Consider the following 22885-nt stretch of genomic DNA (forward strand, 5'->3'; position numbering starts at 1 on the left):
GTCGGCATATTAATGTGAATTTAATATTAAGGTTACGTTGCAACTCTAATTTTACAAAAAATAATTAGAGGCAACTCATATGAAACGATTTTTATCAATTAATCTCTACTGTGTTATCCTTATAGTTCTGCTTTTTGCAGGATTAAGTGTAAATGCACAGGTAACGACGTCCAGTGTTAGTGGAAAAGTGAAAGACGCAAAAGGAATGACAGTTCCCGGAGCAAGCGTATTGGTGGTACATTTACCAACCGGTACTAAATATGGTGCTGTAACAGGTACTGATGGTTATTTCCGTTTAAATAACTTAAACCCTGGTGGCCCATATAGGGTAACTGTTACTTATATCGGTTACAACAAACAGGAAAAAGAAGTTGGCAACCTTGGTTTGGGTGTAGACCAGCGCGTAGATTTTACGCTTTTAGATGAAGGACAGCAACTCACCGAAGTTACTGTAAAAGGTAAAAGAGGTGCATTAAAAACTGGTGCAGGAACTCAGATCGGCGAAGAGCAAATCAGAAACATGCCAACAACAAGCCGCAGTTTAACTGATATTACCCGTGTAACCCCTCAGGTAAGTAAAGACAACTCATTCATGGGTACCAACTTTAGGTACAATAACGTAACTATTGATGGTGCGATCAATAATGATGCGATCGGTTTTAGTCCTTCGTTAGGTGGTCAGAGCGGAAGTTCCGGTATGCCGGGAAGCAGTACAAGAACTAACCCTGTTTCGATTGATGCGATCCAGGATGTTCAGGTATTACTGGCACCATATGATGTGAAGATCGGTAACTTTACGGGTGGTAGTGTGAACGCTGTCACACGTTCCGGTACTAATGAAGTAACAGGATCTGTATATGGTTTCGGCCGTAATGCTTCTTTAATCGGAAGAAACAAGACAGGTGATAACTCTAAAGAACCATCTGCCTTTCATGAATATCAAACTGGTTTCCGCGTAGGTTTACCGTTGATCAAAAACAAATTATTCTTCTTTACCAATGAGGAGATCACCCGTCGTCAGGATCCTGTGATCCTTGGGGCAGGTTCCTCTGACAATAAAGTAATCACTGAAGCCCAGGCACAAGCAATCACTCAGCTGGTGCAAACCAAATATGGTGTTGATCCGGGAACATATGGTAACTACAATATCTATTCAAAGTCGAATAAATTTTTCAATCGTTTAGACTGGAATATCAATGATAAGAACCAGTTAACGGTTCGTAACAACACAATTACTTCTGAAGCGACTAACTTAGAGCGTGACCAGGCCAACTTCAGGTTCGCTGGTATTGACTATAAACAAACGAACAATCAGAACTCTACTGTTGCTGAATTGAAAAGCAGGATTTCAAACAACCTGTCGAACAGTTTGGTAGTGGGTTATTCAAGCATTCATGATTACAGAACACCTACTTCTAATGCTGCCTTGCCACAGATTGAAATTGGCGGTGCTGCTGGTGGAACGATCTTCCTGGGTACCGACCGTGAAGCGAGTATCTTTAACATGAAACAAAAAACTACAGAGTTTACGGATAATCTTACCTGGACAAAAGGAAGACATACGTTTACTTTTGGTACACACAATGAGTTGTACAACATTACTTACGGGTTTGTTAACGGCTGGAACGGACGTGTTGCATATGACAACGTTGACGCTTTCCTTGCCGGAAATCCTAGCCGTGTAAGAACTAACTACAACTACACTGACAACAGCAGGGACTATATCCTGAACAATCCGCCTGCAAAATTTAAAGTGAATATGTACAGTGTATATGGTGAGGATCAGTTCCAGTGGACCGACCGTTTTAAACTGACTTACGGAATTAGGTTTGACCTGGCAGATCTGCCAAACAAACAGCCGCTGAGTGTTAAAACAACAGGTTCACCTGAAGACCCTAACTATGGCAATACTTATACTTACACTAAACCAAAAGATATCAAAAACGATTTCTTTGGTCAGGTACAGGTATCGCCGCGTGTAGGTTTTAATTTTGATGTATTGGGCGACCAAAGCCTGATCATGCGCGGTGGTAGCGGTTTATTTACAGGTCGTGTTCCTTTTGCATGGTTAGGTTATGCTTATTATAACAATGGGGTAACTTATGGTGCTTATGATAACAGATCAAGCACTAAACCTTTTGCTGCAGGGTCTGATCCGATCGCTGATGCTTTAACAGGTAAAGGTGAAGCTGGTTTTGTCGGCAAACAAGGTGTGAATGTAAATGACGCTGCCGGTGCAACGCAGGTAGATTTAATTGACAATAACTTCAAGATGCCTAAAACATGGAGAACAAGTCTGGCTTTCGACTACAAAACTGATAACCAGTGGAGATTCACTGTTGAAGGTATCTATACTAAAGTGATCCATGACCTGAAGTTTCAACAGATCAATATTGTAGATAACCCTACTTATCTGGTTTATGATACCCAGCATCAGCAACCTATTTACTCGGGTACAAAGATCAACCCGTTGTATACAAATGCTTATTTGCTTTCTAATACAAGCAAAGGTTACCGTTACAGCCTAACAGGTCAGGTAGGTAAAACAATCCCTGGTGGTTTTGATATCATGGCAGCTTATACTTACGGACGTTCAAAAGATGTTACCAATGGTATCCGTAACTCAATGGAATCCAACTGGCAGTTAAACCAGTCGTTAAATCCTAATGATCCGGGCCTGGCTAACTCTAACTTTGATATCCGCAACCGTATCGTATCTACTATTAATTACAAACACAGCTGGGATCAGGCAGGTAAATATGTAGCTAACTTCTCGTTATATTTTAGTGCGCAATCCGGAACACCTTATTCTTACGGATTCGTTAACAGTACGATCAATGGTACAGGACAAACAGTGAGTTTGGTTTACATCCCTCAGGTTGGTGAAACAGCCAGATTCTTTGCTGCTGATGCAACTGGTGCTGCCCAGGCTGCTGCATTTGATGCTTTTATCAACAGTGATAAGTATCTTAAAACCAGAAGAGGTGATTTTACAGAACGTAATGGTGCACGTACGCCATGGAACTACCAGGCTGACTTCCGATTTGCACAGGATTTCAGGATCGTAACCAATGGTGACCACAAACATACCTTGTCGTTTACTTATGATATTGTGAACTTAACCAACCTGCTGAATAAAAAATGGGGTGTACAGTACTTCTCTCCAAATACTTTCAACTCAACAGCCAGTGTAGGTTTAAGTGCTGTTAAAGGTGCTGCCGGAAGTGCAACTGCGTATCCTACTTATACTTTTAACCAGGCAAATACAAGCAATTACTCTAAAGACTTTTTTGCATCACGTTTCCAGATGCAGTTTGGTCTGAGATATAGCTTCTAATTTTTCTCAACATATCTTAAAGGCCGGATCATTTAATGATGATCCGGCCTTTTGCGTTTAAATGTTGAATATTTTGTATTTTTGAATAGCGACATCAACTCAGCTGGAAAATGGCAAATTTGAACCTTATATCTACAAGACTAAATGCGTTATGTATGCTTGCGGATAAGCGGGACATTATTTTTATGAATGATTTAAGGAAAGAATTCAGACCCGATCTTCAGCACTTTATCATCGGGCACACCTTAAGTATACAGGACGGGAAACTGGTTATAGGGAAAAATTTATATAAAAGCTGGCTTTACAAAATCAAAACTAAAGGATTCGATTACGAGATTAAATTTAGTTGATGACTATAACGGACAAACTAAAAAAGATCAACAAATGAAGATGGCACATCCATTATAATAATGACTAAAGATTATTATGATATATTAAAAACTAAGATTGATCAGGTGGAGAAGAAATTGTTGAATTAGCCAATAACTCGTTATTGACGTTATCAATAATTTGTTTGGCGTTAAAATAAGTGATGCCATCCAATGATTTCAAAATTTCAGTTGATTTAGGCGTACAATCAAATTGATTCTCGTCTAATTTTTGTCGCCCTATGGGCTGATTTTGATTTTCATGTTTAATTAAATTTATGGTTTTATAAAAAATGTTATTTTTGAAATGAATGAAATAAAATAGAAAACAAAACTTACTAAATATTATAGAAGCGTTAGCTTTTATTCTTGCTCTGAAATCCGCAAAATTTACAAGTGCAACGAGAATAAAGTTTAAACGGTTCATGCGTCTAGCGTGGGCTGAACTTTATTTGTTGCATGGCTTTTTGCGGAGCCTCAGAGCGAATGAAACTTTCAGTTCCACGCTTCTTTATTTAAACTGCCTGAAAGGGATTGTACGGCTTAAAATAGAAACGCATTCAAAAATGATCTTACTTAACAAAATACTTTTTGCTTTAACACCTTTCTTTTATTGTTTTGTCATTAACACAGTTTATTCATTCACTAAAGTTACAAGTATCAATGACAGAGCCTCTGGATTAAAAGATACGACGGTATTCAATCGCATTCTATGGTTTATAGGAACAGCATTAATAGCCGCTATTCTTAGCATATTTGTCTCCATATTCCTTTCTGAATACTACGAAAAACCAAAAACTGAATATTTTAATTTAACGGTATTTTTAATGCTATGGCTGCCGTCTGTAGCAGGAATCATCAAATGTCTTGAAATGAGCTTTGAAGCTTGCAAACAGCATTCACGTAATATTGAGCAGAATAACAGTAATTACATTCAGTGGTAATTACTTTTTAAACTTTTTAGGCAGCTTCAACAGTTTATCTATGGCGGTATCAAACTTGATGTCGCCACTTAATTCAATTGCTTTTGATGCATGAGGACTTTCAACATAGCTATCTTCTATCTGACTGCTACTTTTTATGGATTTCAATTGTTGAATAGCAGCTTTTCTAAGAAGTAAGAGCCTATCTTTAATCTGAACACCATTTCTGATTAACTCGGCATTAAAAGTCTCTAAACTGTTCAATACTATAAGTTGATATGTATCAGCATAGTCTCTGAGATTGTGTCCTTTCATAGCTAATTCTGGATTATTTTCTCTCCATTGTTTTGATGTATAACCATACATTGCTACATAAAGTAGATCTGCTTCTTCAGCGTAGACAAATCCTTCTTTATCCTTTGATATGTTTTTTAATGGAATTAATACGTCTTTTATGGCATCTGTTTGAACTCTGTAATTGGTTTTGGTAAGAAATCGTCTGAAATCCCAAACCTGGCCTAATCCCTTTGATTCCTCGTCTTTTAATCGCTGGAATTCTTTGATCAGCAAAAGATTGAATTCAGGACTAATCCATAATCCAAAATGAAATGCTATGTCTTTGTGAGCATACGTACCTCCATATTTACCAGATTTGGAAGTTATCCCTATTGCTCCTGTTGTTTCTGTCCATTTCTTTGGAGACATCGTAAACCTATTTAACCCTGCATCTTTTGATAACTCATCGAATTCGATGAGTTTAAAATCAGGGTTATTTAACCTCTCCCAAATGGATAAAAATTCTAGGGTATTTTTTTGTCTTAACCAATTAGAGATAACTACATTGTTGTTATCCATGTCTTTAATCATATCTGTTAAGCAGATGTAATCTTTATTATTTCTAGATATGATTGTGATGTCTAATCCTTTGACAGTTATTTTGCTCATTGTATTAAATATTTATATTGCAATTGAATCTCCATATTAGCAATGAATTGATCAAACTGCTGTTGAACCCCTAAATTACGGTAGTTGTAGCGAAACACAAATTCATTTACATATTTCTGCATGTGTTTTTTAGTAACGTGATGATATATTCCAATTACTGAACGTTTCAATTGTGACCAAGCTCCTTCCAGTGTATTCGTATGGCAATCCCCATCGACATATTGACCTTTGCCATGATCTACTGTACCTATTTAAAAGCTTCGTTCTAAGCCACGATAACCATTAAATCCGTCCGACATTATATCAGAGTATTTACGAACGTGATAATTCGTTATTTTAGTTATAGTGAGCATGTTTACATTATCAACTACATACGCCTTTAGTTTCCCTCCGCGCTGTAACATTCCAAATACAGGAGTTTTGTCTGGCCACCCTCTACCTGGTGAATACTTTACACGCTTGTTGACGTGTCTATTTTTATTTTTGCCTCCTACAAAAGTTTCATCAATTTCAATGGTACCCTCAAGTTGCTCATCTTGTTCATTCCCTAATACTATTCTCATTCGTTGTAGTAAAAACCATGCTGATTTTTGTGTGATTGCAAGATCCTTTGCTAATTGTACAGAGCTGATGCCTTTTTTATGCATCACTAAATACAACCCTACAAACCATTTCGTCAAACTTATTTTACTACTTTCGAGTATTGTTCCTGTTCTAGCGGTATATATTTTCTTGCAACACGTACATTTGTAATGTATACCATCCTTAAAAATATATGCTTTATCATTCCCGCAGAACTCATCAAGACACACCATGTAACCATTCCATCGCCTTGAGGCTAAGTATTGGTGACAGGACTTTTCATCAGGTAACCTTTTTATTAAATCTAGTATAAAATTGAACTCAGATACCATATATCTACTTGATTATTAGGCAAATATAATGATTGTATGAATATTTAAACAAAAACTTCAACTAAAATTATTGAAAACACACTTGGTTATTTAAGTATATAAGTGCCAAAAAATGCTTCCACAGGCGATTGTTTAGATATTGTAAATCATAAAATGGTGCTGGATATCGTATTTGATGAATATCAGGCCGCTGAGATCACAGAAGCGAATATTAAAAAGCTTCATCGGAAGCTTATGAAAAATATGGATCAATGGTCGGATTCTATACATTACGATCCGGGGAGATATAAAATCCTTGAAAACGTTACGGTTAGGCCATCAGGGAAAATTCATAAGTATACACCACCCGAAGATGTTCCCTTAGCAATGCAGCAGTTGGTTAAAGAAGTGAATAGCCAATTGAAAATAAGTAAGGTGAATAACACAGATAATCATCCTTTGGTAATCGCGAGTAGTTTTCATTTTAAATTCCTGAATGAAATTCATCCATTTGGAGATGGTAATGACAGAATAGCGCGAATCTTTATGAATCTTATTCTTCTTAAAAATGATTTTCCGCCGTTGTTTATTTCGACTGTTGATAAACTGGATTATATGAACTGCTTTGAGCAGGAAGATAGAAATCCGGGTGTAATGTTAGATTTTCTGGCTGACCGGCTAATGGAAAGCCAAAAAACGAAGCTAAGTTATCTTAAAAGAACGTCAAAATAAATAGTAATTATGGCTCGAAACAATAATCGGTCTGTGTGACTTCTATAATAAGCCGATTTAGTTTTATAACCAATTCTTAATTTTCCCTTAACATACCACTCTTACATTTGTGGTGTAAATATTTGGTTAGTATTTACTAAAGTTTAGGTTTAGTTGATAAACGAAAAGCCAGGGTGGATGTCCTGGCTTTTTGCTTTTTGATATTTTCCGGCTAAAAGTTCTTGCCGATTTTTTCCAGCATTTCCGGTGGTATGTTTCTCATATCTACCAGCAGGAAGCCATCCAGGCAATCTGAGAACTTAGGGTCTATATTGAAACAGATGATCTTTGCATTTAAGTTCATGTACTGCCGCAACAGAACAGGGATCTTAATGTGGGAGTTTTCAATGTCTGAGATCAGTCCGTCAAGATCCTTTAAAGATTCACTGCTTTCGATCAGCAGGTCTTTATCGATGGCGGAAAGATCTGCCTTGAATTTATTTCGCGGTTTTACAAATTGCCCCAGCTCATAATCGAAATGATTCTTCGTGATGAAATCCACGATCAGTGACTTGGAGAACTTGGAGAAGTTATTACTGATACTTACCGGGCCGAACATATAACGGTACTGCGGATTATCCAGCAGGTACTTCAGGATGCCCTTCCATAAGAGGAACAGCGGCAGTGCCTTTTGCTGGTACTCCTTACGGATCCAGGAGCGCCCCAGTTCAATACCCTGGTTCAGTACCGGGTAAAAGGCCTCTTTGATCTTGAACAGCTCTGAAAGATAAAAACCACGTTTACCCATCATATGCAGGATTTCGTCGCCTTTACCGATCCGGTATGCGCCAACAATGTTTTGCAGTTCCTTATCCCATATAAATAGATGGTGATAATAGATATCATAGTTATCCAGGTCTATCTTTTTATTGGTGCCCTCGCCAACCTCCCGGAAGGTGATTTCTCTCAGTCTGCCGATTTCCTTCAGCACATTTGGAATATTTGCTGTAGGGGAGATATAAACTTCATATTGCTTTTCCGTCCATACGCGGTAGGCCTCCAGTTGTCCGATTTCCTCGACGATACTATTCCTTGGGGTTTCTTCGATGATTGGCTCGGGTTTTTTCTTGATCTTGAAAAGGTTGATCGGGTTGAACAGTTTCTTTTCTTCTTCGATGCTGGTGCCCAAGGCATAGGTGCGGGCACGAAGAAAATCGAGTAATTTATTGGTGTTGTTGCGGTAAGAGATATCTTCGATGTGGATCGGTTTCCCTATTCTCACCTTTATTTTTAATCCCTGCTTGTTCAGGAACTCCGAAGGAAGTTTTGCTGTACGCAGGGTAGGGTGGATAAAACTCAGAATGTTAAATAGTACCCCATTGTTTCCATGAAAATAAATTGGTACTACAGGAACTTTTGCCCTCGCAATTAACTTGCCTACTACCGGGTGCCATAACCTGTCGGTGATCTCCTGTTTATCCAGGCTGAAGGTTGAAACCTCCCCGGCAGGAAAAATACCTACAGGCGTTCCCGTTTTTAAAAGATCAAAGGTGGCCTTTAAACCGCTGATACTTGATGTATGCTGAACATTTTCAAAAGGATTTACGGCTACAAAAAACTCATTCAGGTTAGGGATCTTCTGCAGGATGAAATTCACCATCACTTTGGCTTCGGGCCTTACCGTACATAACAGTTTCACCAAAGCCAGCCCCTCAACACCGCCATAGGGATGATTTGCTATAGCAATGAACCCTCCGGTCTTGGGAATATTCCTTAAATCATCTTCGTCGAAATCAATGGATACCCCTATTGTTTCGAGTATCTTGTCTACAAATTCTAAACCATTGAAATGCTGGTTCTGGGAGAAGACCTTATTGATGTCATTTAATTTCATTACTTCCATCAGCAAAGCCGCTAATCCTGGGACACCCAGTTTGTCAATTTTTGTGGCTTTTGCAAACTCTTTGGTTGTTATGATCTTCATATATGAATTTAAAGGAGATTTAGTTCGATTTCAAAAATAAGATTTATATTTCTAAATAACAGCAGTACATTGTTCGGCGATGAGAAAATGGCTTAATTTATACTTCAATTTTTCTAAACGGGAATATAACGGATTGCTCGTAATGATTATTATTCTGGCTGTGATCAGGATCATACCTTATTTTTATAGACTTTTCATTCCAGAAAACGATGATTTGCTGTCAGAAAGTATAGCGATCAGAAAATTAGAGCTGGTGGAGACAAATATAAGAGAAAAGGGCTACAGCAGGAAAACCGGAAAGTTGGCCAGGCTGTTTAAATTTGATCCCAATCATACCAGTTTGCCCGACTGGCAGCTACTTGGCTTGTCGGCTAAGCAGGCGGCGGTCATGATCAGGTATACAGCCAAAGGCGGGCGGTTCTATAAAAAATCAGATCTTCAGAAGATGTATCCCATCAGCCGGGAAATGTACGATAGGCTTGAGCCTTATATTAGTATTCCCGCCGGAGATAGTTTAGCGTTTAAGAAGAAATATGTTCCTTATGCCACTATAAAACATATTCCTGTTATTGTTGACATCAATACGGCTGATACGGTTGAGCTTGATGCGGTCAAAGGTATAGGCCCCGCATTTGCGAGGAGGATCTTCAGGTACAGGGAGCGGTTGGGCGGGTTCTATCAAAAGGAGCAACTGATGGGGATATACGGGCTGGACAGTGCTAAATATGCAGAGATCAAAGACCAGCTGCGCATAGACGGGCATGCGCTGCGGCCAATCTATATCAACAGGGTCGAATTTAAGGACCTTCAGCATCATCCCTACCTGAATTTTAAACAGGTCAATGCGATCATACAATTTCGAAAACAACACGGAAATTATAGTAATATTGCGGAGTTAAAAAAGGTAGCGATACTGCCTGCCGAAACAATTGATAAGTTAATTCCCTATATTTCTTTTGATCATGATTGAAACAAAAATAAAACAGATTGTGCGTGATGTGAACGATTTTCCAAAACCAGGCATTGTATTTAAAGATATCACACCTATATTAAAGGATGCAGGTTTATGCAATGAGATCGTGGCAGCACTTGCAGCACAGCTTTCAGAGATCCAGGTAGACGTTGTGGCAGGGATTGAAAGCAGGGGTTTTCTTTTTGGGATGTCTCTGGCCAATTATCTCGGTGTTCCCTTTGTACCCATGCGCAAAGCGGGAAAATTGCCGTACAAAACCGTGCAGCATTCTTATGACCTGGAATATGGAAGTGCCACGCTGGAAATCCATGAAGATGCTTTCCTCCCGGGACAGCGTGTGCTGATCCATGACGATCTGCTGGCGACGGGCGGGACGGTGATTGCAGCATCAAGGCTCATCGAAAAACTGGAGGCAGAGGTTGCGGGCTATTCTTTTATTATTGCGCTTGATTTTCTGAACGGCAGGGACAGGCTGCTGGAATTTTCTCCCAATAATTACGCCCTGGCATCTTATTGACCTGTGCGCATAAAATATTAAAAAATATTTTGCCTGTATTTAAGCCACCTGTTTCGTTATGATCAGGTAATTGAACTAAATACCATTTCGTTCTGTTAGGGGGCAAATATTGCATTGTTGTCACTGCATTTATAATTTCTATCATTGCAGCAACAACAACAATTATGCATAACACATTAGTACCGAATACAGGATATGGCTTTAACACCTCTGAAAATCAGGAGATGATCAGGAGGATGGTTAGAGACTTTGCAGAGAAGAACATTCGTCCGCATGTGATGGAATGGGACGAAGCTCAGCATTTTCCTGTAGACCTGTTTAAAGAATTGGGTAAGCTTGGTTTGATGGGGGTACTTGTACCTGAATCATACGGAGGATCTGGATTCGGCTACCAGGAATACGTGGATGTGATCGTGGAAATAGCCAGGGTTTGCGGATCTATAGGTTTATCTCTGGCTGCCCATAATTCATTGTGTACCGGTCATATTCTTGCCTTTGGAACAGAAGAACAAAAGCTTAGGTGGCTGCCTAAACTGGCAACAGCAGAATGGATAGGCGCATGGGGTTTAACTGAGGCAAATACCGGGTCTGATTCCCTGAGAATGATGACCACGGCTACACTCGATGGTGACCACTATGTACTGAACGGTTCGAAGAACTGGATTACGCATGGTAAAACAGGCGATATCGCCGTAGTGATGGTGCGTACCGGTGAAAAAGGTGATTCCAGGGGTATATCTGCTATTGTGGTAGAACGGGGCACGCCTGGTTTTAATGCCGGTAAGAAAGAGAATAAACTCGGGATGCGTGCATCCGAGACTACAGAAATGATATTTGATAACTGCCGCGTACCCCTGGATAACCTGCTGGGTAAGGTGGGCGAAGGCTTTAAACAGGCGATGAAGGTGCTGGACGGCGGAAGGATTTCCATTGCCGCTTTGTCATTGGGTATTGCAAAAGGAGCTTATGACGCCGCACTGGCCTATGCACAGGAGCGCCATCAGTTTGGTCAGCCGATATCAAGTTTCCAGGCGATCAGCTTTAAGCTGGCTGATATGGCGACGGAGATTGAAGCTGCGGAACTATTGATCAGACAGGCTGCAGATATGAAGAACCGCGGTTTGAAAATGACGAAAGAGTCTGCCATGGCCAAGTACTTTGCTTCTGAGGTAGCTGTAAGATCTGCTACGGAGGCCGTACAGATCTTCGGCGGCTACGGATACACTAAAGATTTCCCGGTAGAGAAATTTTACCGCGACAGTAAGTTATGTACGATCGGGGAGGGGACTTCTGAAATACAAAAGATCGTTATTGCAAGAGAAATACTGAACGGGTAATTCGGTTCAGCTGATAAACGAATATTCTAACCAAATATACTTTAACAATCCGGTGCGCTGAAAAAGCGTACCGGATTTTTCAATATAACACCTGATCAGGTTCCTGGGGTATCATTGCATGTAATGGACCCGCTTATTATGTCTTGAATGCTTTCGGATGTTTATCGGATGTTTTCTAAAATTTATACTGATTATTAGATAATAATGTATTACCTTTGCAGTCCTAAAAACAACGAGAGGAGGTATTTTAACGTTATGATCATAATTAATATTAAAGACGGCGAATCACTTGATAAAGCCCTGAAAAGTTTCAAAAAGAAATTTGAGAAAACTGGTGTGTTGAGAGAACTACGTAGCCGTCAGGCATACGAGAAAAAATCTGTTGCTCGCCGTACATTAGTTAAACACGCGATTTACAAAGAAAATATGCACCTGGAAGGAAAAATTTAATCTTACCAGATATTTTATTTTAAATATATTAAGCGCCGGAGGAAAAATCCTCCGGCGCTTTTTTTTTATATACATATTGTGTACATTGACCTCAGGGGGTAAATTTTTTGATGCATGTCAGTTGAATCCTTTTTAACATATATCCAGCACGAGAAGCGTTATTCTCCACATACCGTACTCGCCTACAGAACGGATCTCCTGCATTTTGCCGGCTTTATGGCTGGAACCTATGAGATGCAGCCCGAAGATGCCAGACATGTGCACATACGTGATTATATGGTGCGCCTGATGGAAGAACAGATCGGTGCAAACTCCATCGGCAGGAAATTGTCCAGTCTCCGCAGCTTTTATAAATATCTCTACCGGCGTAAGGTCATTGCGGCAAGCCCGATGTCAATGATCAAAGCACCGAAAGTACCTGAACGTTTACCGGTCTTCGTGGACGAAGAAAGACTGAACTACCTCCTGGATTCAGGAGAGTTCTTTGATGAGAGCTTTCCCTCGGTACGGGATAAGGTCGTCATCGAGATGCTTTTTGGTACAGGGATGCGTTTGGCTGAACTGTTGGGTTTGCAGGCAGCTGATATTGATTTTTATGAAGAAACGGTCAGGGTTTTGGGAAAAAGAAAAAAAGAAAGAATTATTCCTTTGCCCAAACAGCTTGTACTTCAGCTAAAAACGTATATTGAACTAAAATCGTTGCAGAAATTTAATAACAAAAGCGAAGGCTTATTCGTTACAAATAAAGGAGCACCGGTTTACCCGCTGTTCATTTACAAGATCGTAAATAGTTATTTGACGTATATTTCCACACAGGACAAGAAAAGCCCTCATGTATTGCGGCATTCTTATGCCACAAGCCTGCTGAACAGGGGAGCGGATCTGAATGCGATTAAGGAGTTACTTGGCCATGCCAGTCTGGCGGCTACACAGGTGTACACACACAATTCAATCGAAAGATTAAAAACAATATATAAACAAGCCCATCCAAAGGCATAAAAAAGGAGGAAAACATGAAAATTACAGTTCAATCGATCCATTTCAATGCAGACCACAAATTGTTAGATTTTATTCAAAAGAAAGTTGACAAGCTGGAGCAGTTCCACGACCAGATCATTAGTGGAGAAGTCTATTTGAAATTAGAGAATGTAGATGATGAGGCTAACAAAATAAGTGAGATAAAACTGAGCGTACCGGGCGGAGTATTGTTTGCAAAGGAACAATGCAAGAGCTTCGAAGAGGCGACGGATTTATCAATTGAATCGTTAAAAAAACAAATAACTAAACATAAAGATAAAACAAGAGCAAAACTTTCAGAGCATAAAGCTTTGCTGAATGCGAATGAAGTGACTGATTATTAGGATACTATTTTCAGAACTTTTGAAGAAAAAACCAGCAGCAATAAAACTGCTGGTTTTTTTTTGAAAATAGTTTTGCAAGTAACGATTATTCTTGTAGATTTGCATTCCAATTCGGAACAGGGGTTAACCCTTTAAGAGCTGGTTTGTTCTGTGAATGTTTAATAAAATATAATAAAAGCCTCCTTAGCTCAGCTGGTAGAGCAACTGACTTGTAATCAGTAGGTCATTGGTTCGATCCCGATAGGAGGCTCTTTTAAACCTGCATCGCAAGATGAGACGGTTTAGGAGAAATGGGGGGATACCAGAGTGGCCAAATGGGACAGACTGTAACTCTGTTGTCGCGAGACTTCGAAGGTTCGAATCCTTCTCCCCCCACTTTATAATAAAAGCGAAAGTAGCTCAGTTGGTAGAGCGATAGCCTTCCAAGCTATAGGTCGCGAGTTCGAACCTCGTCTTTCGCTCTTACATTCAAAGGGCAGTCGGCAGGATGGTCACAGTTTAAATGCCAGACCGGTATTGGGATTGTGAAGAGAATTAAAAAAGCCGACGTAGCTCAGCGGTAGAGCACTTCCTTGGTAAGGAAGAGGTCATGGGTTCAAGTCCCATCGTTGGCTCAGGAATAAAAATAAACGAGGCTTTGTTAACTCTGTTAGTATATACAGAATCAACAAGGTTTTTTGTATTGAAATTGTATCATAACAATAATTAAAAATAAAAGTTAACCTACTAATAAGTATAAAAACATGGCAAAAGAAAAGTTTGACCGCAGCAAGCCGCACTTAAACATCGGCACTATCGGTCACGTTGACCACGGTAAAACAACCTTAACAGCAGCTATCACTAAAGTGTTATCTGATGCTGGTTTATCTGAGGCGCGTTCATTTGATTCAATTGACTCTGCTCCAGAGGAAAAAGAAAGAGGTATCACGATTAACACTGCACACGTTGAGTATTCAACAGCTAACCGTCACTATGCACACGTTGACTGTCCAGGTCACGCGGATTACGTGAAAAACATGGTTACTGGAGCTGCGCAAATGGATGGTGCTATTATCGTTGTAGCTGCTACAGACGGTCCTATGCCACAAACTCGCGAGCACATTCTATTGGCTCGTCAGGTAGGTGTACCTTCATTGGTAGTGTTCATGAACAAAGTGGATATGGTTGACGATCCTGAATTACTTGAATTAGTAGAGATGGAAGTTCGTGAATTGTTATCTTTCTATGATTTCCCTGGTGATGACATTCCTGTTATTCAAGGTTCTGCCTTAGGTGGTTTGAACGGTGATGAGAAATGGGTTGGAAAAATCATGGAATTAATGGACGCTGTAGATAGCTACATTCCAATTCCTCCACGTTTAACTGAGCTTCCATTCCTGATGCCGGTTGAGGACGTATTCTCGATCACTGGTCGTGGTACTGTTGCAACTGGTCGTATCGAGCGTGGTGTAATCAACTCTGGAGATCCTGTTGAGATCCTGGGTATGGGTGCCGAAAATCTTAAATCAACTGTAACAGGTGTTGAGATGTTCCGTAAGATCCTTGATTATGGTGAAGCAGGTGATAACGTAGGTTTGTTGTTACGTGGTATTGAGAAAACTGATATCCGTCGTGGTATGGTTATCTGTAAACCAGGTTCTGTAACTCCTCACACAGATTTCAAAGCTGAGATCTATGTATTATCAAAAGCTGAAGGTGGACGTCACACTCCATTCTTTAACAAATACCGTCCGCAATTCTATTTCCGTACCACAGACGTAACAGGAGAAATCACGTTACAAGAAGGAACTGAAATGGTTATGCCAGGTGATAACGTTACGATCAATGTTAAATTGATCAACGCAATCGCAATGGAAAAAGGTCTTCGTTTCGCTATCCGTGAGGGTGGTAGAACAGTAGGAGCTGGTCAGGTAACTGAAATTGTAAAATAATTTTAACTCCCTCCGGGGATGTGAAATTAGAAATAATACAAAGTACCCGGGATAACGCCTGGGTACTTTGTTCTAAAAATGTTTGTATCGGCCTCCGGGTTGATCGTATACACGGGAATAGTTCAACGGTAGAATAGAGGTCTCCAAAACCTTTGATCAGGGTTCGAATCCTTGTTCCCGTGCAAAAACTTAGATATGGCTAGCATAGTTCAATTTATTAAAGAATCGTATGAGGAAATGACCCAGAAGGTTACCTGGCCTACGTGGGGAGAGCTGCAAAGCTCTGCAGTACTGGTTCTGGTAGCATCTATGATCATTGCAGTAGTTATTTTTGCAATGGATAAAGGGTCTACGTTTGTTTTAGATACTTTTTATAAATCACTTTCTAATTAAATAGCTAAATGAACGATCAGCTAAAATGGTATGTAGTGAGGGCGGTAAGCGGAAAAGAGAAGAAGGTAAAACAGTATATCGATTCTGAAATAAGTCGTTTAGGTTTTTCTCATCTCGTTCCTCAGGTATTGATTCCGATGGAAAAATACTACCAGATGAAAGAGGGTAAAAAGATTGCAAAAGAGCGTAACTTTTACCCCGGATACGTTTTGATTGAAGCTACATTGGATGGTGAGCTGGAACACATTATTAAAAATGTAAACAGCGTTATCGGTTTCTTAGGTGATAAAGGCGGCAATCCGGTTCCGATGCGTCAGGCAGAGGTGAACCGTATTCTTGGTAAAGTAGATGAAATGAGCCAGCAGGGTGAAACCATGAATGTGGCTTATTATGTTGGAGAGAACGTTAAAGTAATGGACGGGCCTTTCAACGGATTTACCGGGGTGATTGAAGAAGTGAACGAAGAGAAAAAGAAATTAAAAGTTATGGTGAAGATCTTCGGAAGGAAAACTCCTCTGGAACTGAACTATATGCAAGTAGAAAAAGAATAGAATACTATTATAAAGACCTTAAATGTTACATGCTTCCAACATTTTAACATTGAGTATTACAATTAACAAAACAGAAAATGGCAAAAGAAGTCAGTGCGCTTGTTAAATTACAAATCAAGGGTGGAGCTGCAAATCCATCACCACCGGTAGGACCTGCATTGGGTGCTAAAGGGGTGAACATTATGGAGTTTTGCAAGCAGTTTAACGCTCGTACCCAAGATAAGCCTGGTAAAGTATTACCCGTTGTAATTACTGTTTATGCTGACAAGTCGTTCGAATTCATCATCAAAACCCCTCCGGTTGCTATCCAGTTAAAAGATGCGACTAAATTAACGAGTGGTTCTGCTGAGCCCAACCGTAAGAAAGTTGGTTCGGTGACTTGGGATCAGGTTAAGTCAATTGCTGAAGATAAAATGACTGATTTAAATGCTTTCACTATCGAATCGGCAATGAGTATGGTTGCCGGTACAGCACGCAGTATGGGAATCACCGTTAGCGGCGATGCACCCTGGACAAATTAATTAACAAAAAACAGTTTACAACAGTGGCTAAATTAACAAAAAATCAAAAAAAGGCACATGCTAAACTAGAAATCGGTAAAACGTATTCTTTACAGGATGCGGCTGCTTTGGTAAAAGAGATCACAACTACCAAATTTGATGCTTCGGTTGATATCGACATCTCATTAGGCGTTGATCCGCGTAAAGCGAATCAAATGGTTCGTGGAATCGCAACTTTACCACACGGTACAGGTAAAACTGTACGTGTATTAGTTCTTTGTAATCCTGATAAGGAAGAAGAAGCTAAAGCGGCAGGAGCAGATTTCGTAGGTTTGGATGAATATGTAGCCAAGATTGAAGGTGGATGGACTGATGTTGACATTATTATCACTACTCCTGCTTGTATGGCAAAAGTAGGTAAACTGGGCCGCGTTTTAGGTCCACGTAACCTTATGCCAAACCCTAAATCAGGAACTGTTACCAACGATGTTGGAAAAGCAGTTACTGACGTAAAAGGCGGTAAGATTGATTTTAAAGTTGACAAAAGTGGTATCATTCATGCTTCAGTAGGAAAAGTATCATTCCCAGCGGAAAAAATATATGAAAATGCATTAGAAGTACTTCAGGTAATTTCTAAGCTTAAACCATCTGCTGCTAAAGGAACTTATTTTAAAAGCATTCACGTGTCTTCTACAATGAGTCCCGGAATTGCAATCGAAACTAAATCAGTAGCGGGTATCTAATTATGAACAGAGAAGAAAAAAACGAAGTAGTTTCGGCTCTTCAAGAGAAGATGCAGGAATTTGGTAATTTTTATATTGCCGACACATCAAGCTTATCTGTTGAGAAAGTTAACAACATCCGTCGCAAATGTTTCGAAAGCGGTATTGAAATGCAGGTTGCTAAAAATACTTTGATCAGAAAAGCGATCGAAGGATTGGAAGGCGATAACTCAGATATTTTCGCAGCTTTAAAAGGCCAGTCAGCGATCCTATTCTCAAAAACAGGTAATGGTCCGGCTAAGCTGATCAAAGCCCTGAGAAAAGGTGGCGTTGAGAAACCATTATTAAAAGCAGCATTCATCGACACAGCGATATATGTCGGAGATAATCATTTAGATGCATTAGTAAGCTTGAAATCAAGAGAAGAGCTTATCGGAGACATCATTGGCTTGTTACAATCACCAGCTAAAAATGTTATTTCTGCCCTTAAATCAAGTGGTGGTAAAATTGCAGGAATTGTTAAAACTCTTCAGGAAAGAGAAGGTTAAGGAACACCTTATAAGTTCTATATTAATAAATTCATTTACGTAAAATATTTAAAACTCTATAAAATGGCAGATTTAAAAGCGTTTGCTGAGCAATTGGTAAACTTAACAGTTAAAGAAGTTAACGAATTAGCTCAAATCCTTAAAGACGAGTATGGTATCGAACCAGCTGCTGCTGCAGTTGCTGTTGCAGGTCCTGCTGGTGATGCTGCTCCTGTGGCTGAAGAAAAATCTACTTTCGATGTAATCCTGAAAGAAGCTGGTGGTGCTAAACTGGCAGTTGTTAAGTTGGTAAAAGACTTAACAGGATTAGGTTTGAAAGAAGCTAAAGACTTAGTTGATGGTGCACCAAAAGAAGTTAAAACTGGTGTTTCTAAAGACGAAGCTGAAGCTTTGAAAAAACAATTAGAAGAAGCTGGAGCGGTAGTTGAGATTAAGTAATCACTTAATTTTAATATAACTTCAAACATAGACTCCGACTGTATAGTCGGAGTCTATACCTGTTTATATACATTTCATCTAAGTTTGGTTGGTGGAATGTTCACGGCAAACCAAACAAATAGTTTATTCTTAAACTAAATTAACTTTAGTACCTTGGCAAATAAAGTCGACCAAAGAGTAAATTTTGCACGTAGTAAGCACATCATAGATTACCCAGATTTTCTTGATGTACAGTTGCAATCATTCAGAGAATTTTTCCAGATAGAAACTACATCAGACAACCGTCATACTGAAGGCTTGTTTAAGGTTTTTGCTGAGAACTTTCCAATCACTGATTCCAGGAATATTTTCGTTCTGGAATTCCTTGATTATTTTATTGACCCGCCGCGTTATGATATACCTGAGTGTATCGACCGTGGGTTAACTTATAGTGTTCCCTTAAAGGCAAAGTTGAAATTGTCTTGTAATGATGCGGAACACGAAGATTTTGAAACTATTATTCAGGATGTATATCTGGGAACTATTCCATATATGACTCCTAAAGGTACTTTCGTGATCAATGGTGCGGAGCGTGTAATTGTTTCCCAGTTACACAGGTCACCTGGTGTGTTCTTCGGCCAAAGCCGCCACACTAACGGTACCAAGCTTTACTCTGCCCGTGTAATCCCTTTCAAAGGATCATGGATAGAGTTTGCTACTGACGTGAACAATGTCATGTATGCTTACATTGACCGTAAGAAAAAGTTCCCGGTTACCACACTGCTGCGTGCGATCGGTTACGATTCTGATAAGGACATTCTGGAACTGTTCGACCTTGCTGATGAAGTGAAGGTGAGCAAATCCGGTTTGAAAAAATACATCGGACGTAAACTTGCTGCAAGGGTTTTAAGAAAATGGGTTGAAGATTTTGTAGATGAAGATACCGGCGAGGTAGTTTCTATTGATCGTAACGAAGTGATCTTGGACAGGGATACTGTTTTAGAAGATGAACACATTGATATGATCATTGACGCTGGTGTGAAAACCATTATCTTATCAAAAGATGACGGTGCAAGCCAGGCTGATTATACAATTATATATAATACATTACAAAAGGATACTTCAAACTCTGAAAAAGAGGCGGTTGAAAACATCTATCGTGCTTTGCGTAACGCAGAACCACCTGATGAGGAAACTGCAAGAGGTATCATCGAACGTTTGTTCTTCTCGGATAAACGTTATGACCTTGGAGATGTAGGACGTTACAGGATCAACCGTAAGTTGAAAATGGATACTCCTGATCATGTTAAAGTATTGACCAAAGCGGATATTATTGCGATTGTGAAATACCTGATCAAACTGATCAACTCCAAAGAAGAGGTGGATGATATTGACCACTTGTCAAACCGTCGTGTACGTACAGTAGGCGAGCAGTTATATGCTCAGTTTGGTGTAGGTCTGGCGCGTATGGCACGTACTATCCGTGAGCGGATGAACATCCGTGACAATGAAGTGTTCACACCAACAGATCTGATTAATGCCCGTACTTTATCGTCGGTTATTAACTCTTTCTTTGGTACCAACCAGTTGTCTCAGTTCATGGACCAGACAAATCCTTTGGCAGAGATCACTCACAAACGTCGTTTGTCAGCCTTAGGCCCAGGTGGTCTGTCACGTGAAAGAGCAGGTTTCGAGGTGCGTGACGTTCACTATACCCACTACGGCAGGTTGTGTACGATTGAAACACCGGAAGGACCGAACATTGGTTTGATCTCCTCTCTTTGTGTACATGCGAAAATCAATACATTAGGATTTATAGAAACGCCTTACAAAAAAGTTAAGGACGGTATCGTTGCTGTAGATGAAGATGTAATTTATCTTTCTGCGGAAGATGAAGATGGTAAAACCATTGCACAGGCAAACGCTGAGTATGATGATAAAGGTAACTTCACTACCCCACGTGTGAAAGCACGTTACGAAGGTGACTTCCCGATTATTGAGCCTGAGAAATTAGACTTAATGGACGTGGCCCCGAATCAGATTACTTCGATCGCTGCTTCACTGATTCCTTTCCTTGAGCATGATGATGCGAACAGGGCCCTGATGGGATCCAACATGCAACGCCAGGCCGTACCTTTGTTACGTCCGGAAGCGCCAATCGTTGGAACTGGTCTGGAAGGCCGTGTAGCGCGTGACTCAAGAACACTGATCAATGCTGAAGGCGATGGTGTTGTTGAATATGTAGATGCTAACGAAATCACCATTAAATATGTAAGAAACGATGCAGATCGTTTGGTATCATTTGAAGGTGACAGCAAAACTTATAAATTAATCAAATTCAAGAAAACCAACCAGAACACTTGTATCAACTTAAAACCAATCGTTAAGAAAGGCCAGAAAGTTGTTAAGGGACAAGTATTGTGTGAAGGTTATGCAACTGAAAATGGTGAGCTGGCATTAGGCCGTAACTTAAAAGTAGCGTTCATGCCTTGGCAGGGATACAACTTTGAGGATGCGATCGTGATCAGTGAGCGTATTGTTCGTGAGGACATCTTTACTTCACTGCATATTGAAGAGTTTGAACTGGAAGTGCGTGATACGAAACGCGGGGAAGAGGAATTAACACCGGATATCCCTAACGTTTCTGAAGAAGCAACAAAAGATTTAGATGAAAATGGTATCATCCGTATCGGTGCTGAAGTTAAAGAAGGCGATATCCTGATCGGTAAAATTACCCCTAAAGGTGAGTCAGACCCTTCTCCGGAAGAGAAACTGTTACGTGCGATCTTTGGAGATAAAGCAGGTGATGTGAAAGATGCATCGCTGAAAACTCCTCCTTCGATCAAAGGTGTGGTAATTGATACCAAATTATTCTCAAGAGCTAAGAAAACTACCAAAGCTGAAGAAAAAGCTGCGATAGAGAAATTAGACAAGAGATATAACCTGGCGACAACTAACCTGAAAAATGAGTTGGTTGAGAAATTATTCCAGATCGTGAACGGTAAAACATCACAAGGTGTTTACAACGTTTACAAGGAATTGTTGTTCGCTAAAGGTGCTAAGTTTACACAGAAAAGTTTAGCTGATCTGGAATTTGCCCACATCAACCCATACAAATGGACTACTGATGATGACAAAAACGATCAGATTAAATTATTGATCCATAACTATGGTATCCGTGTGAACGAAGAACTGGGTGCATATAAACGTGATAAATTTGCGATTAGCGTAGGTGATGAGTTGCCTTCAGGAATTGTGCAGATGGCAAAAGTTTATGTAGCCAAAAAACGTAAGTTGAAAGTAGGGGATAAAATGGCGGGTCGTCACGGTAATAAGGGTATTGTTGCCCGTATCGTTCGTGATGAAGATATGCCGTTCCTTGATGACGGAACTCCGGTTGATATCGTGCTGAACCCATTGGGTGTACCTTCACGTATGAACCTTGGCCAGATCTATGAAACTGTATTGGCATGGGCCGGTAAAGAACTGGGTGTGAAATTCGCAACCCCGATCTTTGATGGTGCTAAACATGACGAGGTAGAAGAATGGATCGCTAAAGCTGGTGTTCCTGCTTCAGGAAGAACCTATTTACATAATGGTTTAACGGGTGAAAGATTTGACCAGCCAACTACAGTAGGTATTATCTACATGCTGAAATTAGGCCACATGGTTGATGATAAAATGCACGCCCGTTCAATCGGACCATATTCATTGATTACACAACAGCCATTGGGTGGTAAAGCCCAGTTTGGTGGTCAGCGTTTTGGTGAGATGGAGGTTTGGGCATTAGAAGCATTCGGTGCGGCTAATATCCTTCAGGAGATCCTGACTGTGAAGTCAGATGATGTAATCGGAAGGGCCAAAACTTATGAAGCAATTGTAAAAGGCGAGAACCTGCCGACTCCAGGTGTACCGGAATCATTCAATGTACTGGTACATGAGCTGCGCGGATTAGGTTTAGATATTACGTTAGACTAATGTTGAATTTTTTAATGCTGGAACGGATCCATTCCGTTCCGGCTTT

At 40.1% G+C, this 22885-nt stretch carries 20 protein-coding genes, 5 tRNA genes and 1 pseudogene; 22 read left to right on the forward strand and 4 right to left on the reverse strand.

What is annotated here, in order from left to right; genetic code table 11:
* The first annotated feature begins 79 nt into the window (after window positions 1–79).
* Window positions 80–3337, forward strand: a complete 3258-nt coding sequence (locus BLW16_RS17685) for a TonB-dependent receptor (RefSeq protein ID WP_090559065.1) — start codon at window positions 80–82, stop codon at window positions 3335–3337.
* Window positions 3338–3778: 441 nt separating this feature from the next.
* Here BLW16_RS17685 and BLW16_RS17695 read toward each other — a convergent pair whose 3' ends face one another.
* The gene (locus tag BLW16_RS17695; RefSeq protein WP_090559068.1) at window positions 3779–4132 is read right to left on the reverse strand and encodes a hypothetical protein; all 354 of its coding nucleotides are present in this window, start codon (window positions 4130–4132) and stop codon (window positions 3779–3781) included.
* Window positions 4133–4271: 139 nt separating this feature from the next.
* Here BLW16_RS17695 and BLW16_RS17700 point away from each other — a divergent pair, with 139 nt between their 5' ends.
* On the forward strand, window positions 4272–4649 hold the full coding sequence (locus tag BLW16_RS17700; RefSeq protein WP_139298352.1) for a hypothetical protein: 378 nt from the start codon (window positions 4272–4274) through the stop codon (window positions 4647–4649).
* On the opposite strand, the gene BLW16_RS17705 is transcribed toward BLW16_RS17700, so the two are convergent.
* Together BLW16_RS17705 and BLW16_RS23760 are read right to left on the reverse strand one after the other, a co-directional pair.
* Window positions 4650–5573, reverse strand: a complete 924-nt coding sequence (locus BLW16_RS17705) for a KilA-N domain-containing protein (protein ID WP_090559071.1) — start codon at window positions 5571–5573, stop codon at window positions 4650–4652. It abuts the gene before it with no gap.
* A pseudogene (locus tag BLW16_RS23760) lies at window positions 5570–6487 on the reverse strand (IS1595 family transposase). The gene BLW16_RS17705 and the pseudogene BLW16_RS23760 overlap by 4 nt, the downstream one beginning before the upstream one ends.
* A 102-nt stretch (window positions 6488–6589) precedes the next feature.
* On the opposite strand from BLW16_RS23760, the gene BLW16_RS17720 reads away from it, so the two are divergent.
* Window positions 6590–7198, forward strand: coding sequence for a Fic family protein (locus BLW16_RS17720; RefSeq protein WP_139298353.1), 609 nt, complete (start codon window positions 6590–6592; stop codon window positions 7196–7198).
* A 211-nt stretch (window positions 7199–7409) separates the two neighbouring features.
* Here BLW16_RS17720 and BLW16_RS17725 read toward each other — a convergent pair whose 3' ends face one another.
* A complete protein-coding gene (locus BLW16_RS17725; protein WP_090559079.1) occupies window positions 7410–9161 on the reverse strand; it encodes a lysophospholipid acyltransferase family protein in 1752 nt (583 codons plus the stop codon).
* Between the two features lie 142 nt (window positions 9162–9303).
* Here BLW16_RS17725 and BLW16_RS17730 point away from each other — a divergent pair, with 142 nt between their 5' ends.
* From BLW16_RS17730 to rpoB, 19 genes are all read left to right on the forward strand, one after another.
* The gene (locus tag BLW16_RS17730; RefSeq protein ID WP_175470632.1) at window positions 9304–10131 is read left to right on the forward strand and encodes a ComEA family DNA-binding protein; all 828 of its coding nucleotides are present in this window, start codon (window positions 9304–9306) and stop codon (window positions 10129–10131) included.
* Window positions 10124–10651, forward strand: a complete 528-nt coding sequence (locus tag BLW16_RS17735) for an adenine phosphoribosyltransferase (RefSeq protein WP_090559083.1) — start codon at window positions 10124–10126, stop codon at window positions 10649–10651. The genes BLW16_RS17730 and BLW16_RS17735 overlap by 8 nt, the downstream gene beginning before the upstream one ends.
* Before the next feature lie 164 nt (window positions 10652–10815).
* Window positions 10816–11988 (forward strand): acyl-CoA dehydrogenase, encoded by a 1173-nt coding sequence (locus tag BLW16_RS17740; RefSeq protein WP_090559085.1) that lies wholly within the window; start codon window positions 10816–10818, stop codon window positions 11986–11988.
* A 255-nt stretch (window positions 11989–12243) separates the two neighbouring features.
* Entirely contained in the window at window positions 12244–12438 is a 195-nt protein-coding gene (gene rpsU, locus BLW16_RS17745) for a 30S ribosomal protein S21 (RefSeq protein ID WP_090559242.1), read from the forward strand.
* Window positions 12439–12552: 114 nt separating this feature from the next.
* On the forward strand, window positions 12553–13437 hold the full coding sequence (locus BLW16_RS17750; RefSeq protein WP_090559086.1) for a tyrosine-type recombinase/integrase: 885 nt from the start codon (window positions 12553–12555) through the stop codon (window positions 13435–13437).
* 14 nt (window positions 13438–13451) lie between these two features.
* On the forward strand, window positions 13452–13799 hold the full coding sequence (hpf, locus tag BLW16_RS17755) for a ribosome hibernation-promoting factor, HPF/YfiA family (RefSeq protein ID WP_090559088.1): 348 nt from the start codon (window positions 13452–13454) through the stop codon (window positions 13797–13799).
* A 177-nt stretch (window positions 13800–13976) separates the two neighbouring features.
* Window positions 13977–14049: transfer RNA gene (locus BLW16_RS17760), tRNA-Thr, on the forward strand.
* Between the two features lie 42 nt (window positions 14050–14091).
* Window positions 14092–14174, forward strand: a tRNA-Tyr gene (locus BLW16_RS17765).
* 13 nt (window positions 14175–14187) lie between these two features.
* A tRNA-Gly gene (locus tag BLW16_RS17770) sits at window positions 14188–14260 on the forward strand.
* An 81-nt stretch (window positions 14261–14341) separates the two neighbouring features.
* A tRNA-Thr gene (locus tag BLW16_RS17775) sits at window positions 14342–14413 on the forward strand.
* A gap of 129 nt (window positions 14414–14542) precedes the next feature.
* Complete coding sequence (tuf, locus tag BLW16_RS17780; protein ID WP_068403186.1) at window positions 14543–15730, forward strand: elongation factor Tu; 1188 nt, start codon at window positions 14543–14545, stop codon at window positions 15728–15730.
* Window positions 15731–15841: 111 nt separating this feature from the next.
* Window positions 15842–15912, forward strand: a tRNA-Trp gene (locus BLW16_RS17785).
* A 13-nt stretch (window positions 15913–15925) separates the two neighbouring features.
* Window positions 15926–16123 (forward strand): preprotein translocase subunit SecE, encoded by a 198-nt coding sequence (gene secE, locus BLW16_RS17790; protein WP_090559090.1) that lies wholly within the window; start codon window positions 15926–15928, stop codon window positions 16121–16123.
* Between the two features lie 8 nt (window positions 16124–16131).
* Window positions 16132–16674 (forward strand): transcription termination/antitermination protein NusG, encoded by a 543-nt coding sequence (gene nusG / locus BLW16_RS17795; RefSeq protein WP_041878241.1) that lies wholly within the window; start codon window positions 16132–16134, stop codon window positions 16672–16674.
* Between the two features lie 77 nt (window positions 16675–16751).
* Window positions 16752–17195, forward strand: coding sequence for a 50S ribosomal protein L11 (rplK, locus tag BLW16_RS17800; protein WP_073232496.1), 444 nt, complete (start codon window positions 16752–16754; stop codon window positions 17193–17195).
* A 23-nt stretch (window positions 17196–17218) separates the two neighbouring features.
* On the forward strand, window positions 17219–17917 hold the full coding sequence (gene rplA, locus BLW16_RS17805) for a 50S ribosomal protein L1 (RefSeq protein WP_090559092.1): 699 nt from the start codon (window positions 17219–17221) through the stop codon (window positions 17915–17917).
* Between the two features lie 2 nt (window positions 17918–17919).
* Window positions 17920–18444 carry a 50S ribosomal protein L10 gene (gene rplJ / locus BLW16_RS17810; RefSeq protein ID WP_090559094.1) on the forward strand — a complete coding sequence of 175 codons (525 nt, stop codon included), beginning with the start codon at window positions 17920–17922 and terminating at the stop codon, window positions 18442–18444.
* Window positions 18445–18507: 63 nt separating this feature from the next.
* Window positions 18508–18882 (forward strand): 50S ribosomal protein L7/L12, encoded by a 375-nt coding sequence (gene rplL / locus BLW16_RS17815; protein ID WP_090559095.1) that lies wholly within the window; start codon window positions 18508–18510, stop codon window positions 18880–18882.
* Window positions 18883–19035: 153 nt separating this feature from the next.
* Complete coding sequence (gene rpoB / locus BLW16_RS17820; RefSeq protein WP_090559098.1) at window positions 19036–22839, forward strand: DNA-directed RNA polymerase subunit beta; 3804 nt, start codon at window positions 19036–19038, stop codon at window positions 22837–22839.
* Window positions 22840–22885 lie beyond the last annotated feature (46 nt).

The sequence above is a fragment of the Pedobacter hartonius genome, from assembly GCF_900107535.1.
Taxonomy (GTDB): domain Bacteria; phylum Bacteroidota; class Bacteroidia; order Sphingobacteriales; family Sphingobacteriaceae; genus Pedobacter; species Pedobacter hartonius.

Coding starts and splice junctions, on each gene's coding strand:
- rplK (WP_073232496.1), top strand. CDS start 16,752: ATGGCAAAAGAAGTCAGTGCGCTTGTTAAATTACAAATCAAGGGTGGA.
- BLW16_RS17695 (WP_090559068.1), bottom strand. CDS start 4,132: ATGAACCGTTTAAACTTTATTCTCGTTGCACTTGTAAATTTTGCGGAT.
- rplL (WP_090559095.1), top strand. CDS start 18,508: ATGGCAGATTTAAAAGCGTTTGCTGAGCAATTGGTAAACTTAACAGTT.
- rplJ (WP_090559094.1), top strand. CDS start 17,920: ATGAACAGAGAAGAAAAAAACGAAGTAGTTTCGGCTCTTCAAGAGAAG.
- tuf (WP_068403186.1), top strand. CDS start 14,543: ATGGCAAAAGAAAAGTTTGACCGCAGCAAGCCGCACTTAAACATCGGC.
- BLW16_RS17705 (WP_090559071.1), bottom strand. CDS start 5,573: ATGAGCAAAATAACTGTCAAAGGATTAGACATCACAATCATATCTAGA.
- BLW16_RS17750 (WP_090559086.1), top strand. CDS start 12,553: ATGTCAGTTGAATCCTTTTTAACATATATCCAGCACGAGAAGCGTTAT.
- BLW16_RS17685 (WP_090559065.1), top strand. CDS start 80: ATGAAACGATTTTTATCAATTAATCTCTACTGTGTTATCCTTATAGTT.
- hpf (WP_090559088.1), top strand. CDS start 13,452: ATGAAAATTACAGTTCAATCGATCCATTTCAATGCAGACCACAAATTG.
- BLW16_RS17730 (WP_175470632.1), top strand. CDS start 9,304: ATGATTATTATTCTGGCTGTGATCAGGATCATACCTTATTTTTATAGA.
- nusG (WP_041878241.1), top strand. CDS start 16,132: ATGAACGATCAGCTAAAATGGTATGTAGTGAGGGCGGTAAGCGGAAAA.
- BLW16_RS17725 (WP_090559079.1), bottom strand. CDS start 9,161: ATGAAGATCATAACAACCAAAGAGTTTGCAAAAGCCACAAAAATTGAC.
- BLW16_RS17735 (WP_090559083.1), top strand. CDS start 10,124: ATGATTGAAACAAAAATAAAACAGATTGTGCGTGATGTGAACGATTTT.
- BLW16_RS17700 (WP_139298352.1), top strand. CDS start 4,272: ATGATCTTACTTAACAAAATACTTTTTGCTTTAACACCTTTCTTTTAT.
- BLW16_RS17740 (WP_090559085.1), top strand. CDS start 10,816: ATGCATAACACATTAGTACCGAATACAGGATATGGCTTTAACACCTCT.
- rpsU (WP_090559242.1), top strand. CDS start 12,244: ATGATCATAATTAATATTAAAGACGGCGAATCACTTGATAAAGCCCTG.
- secE (WP_090559090.1), top strand. CDS start 15,926: ATGGCTAGCATAGTTCAATTTATTAAAGAATCGTATGAGGAAATGACC.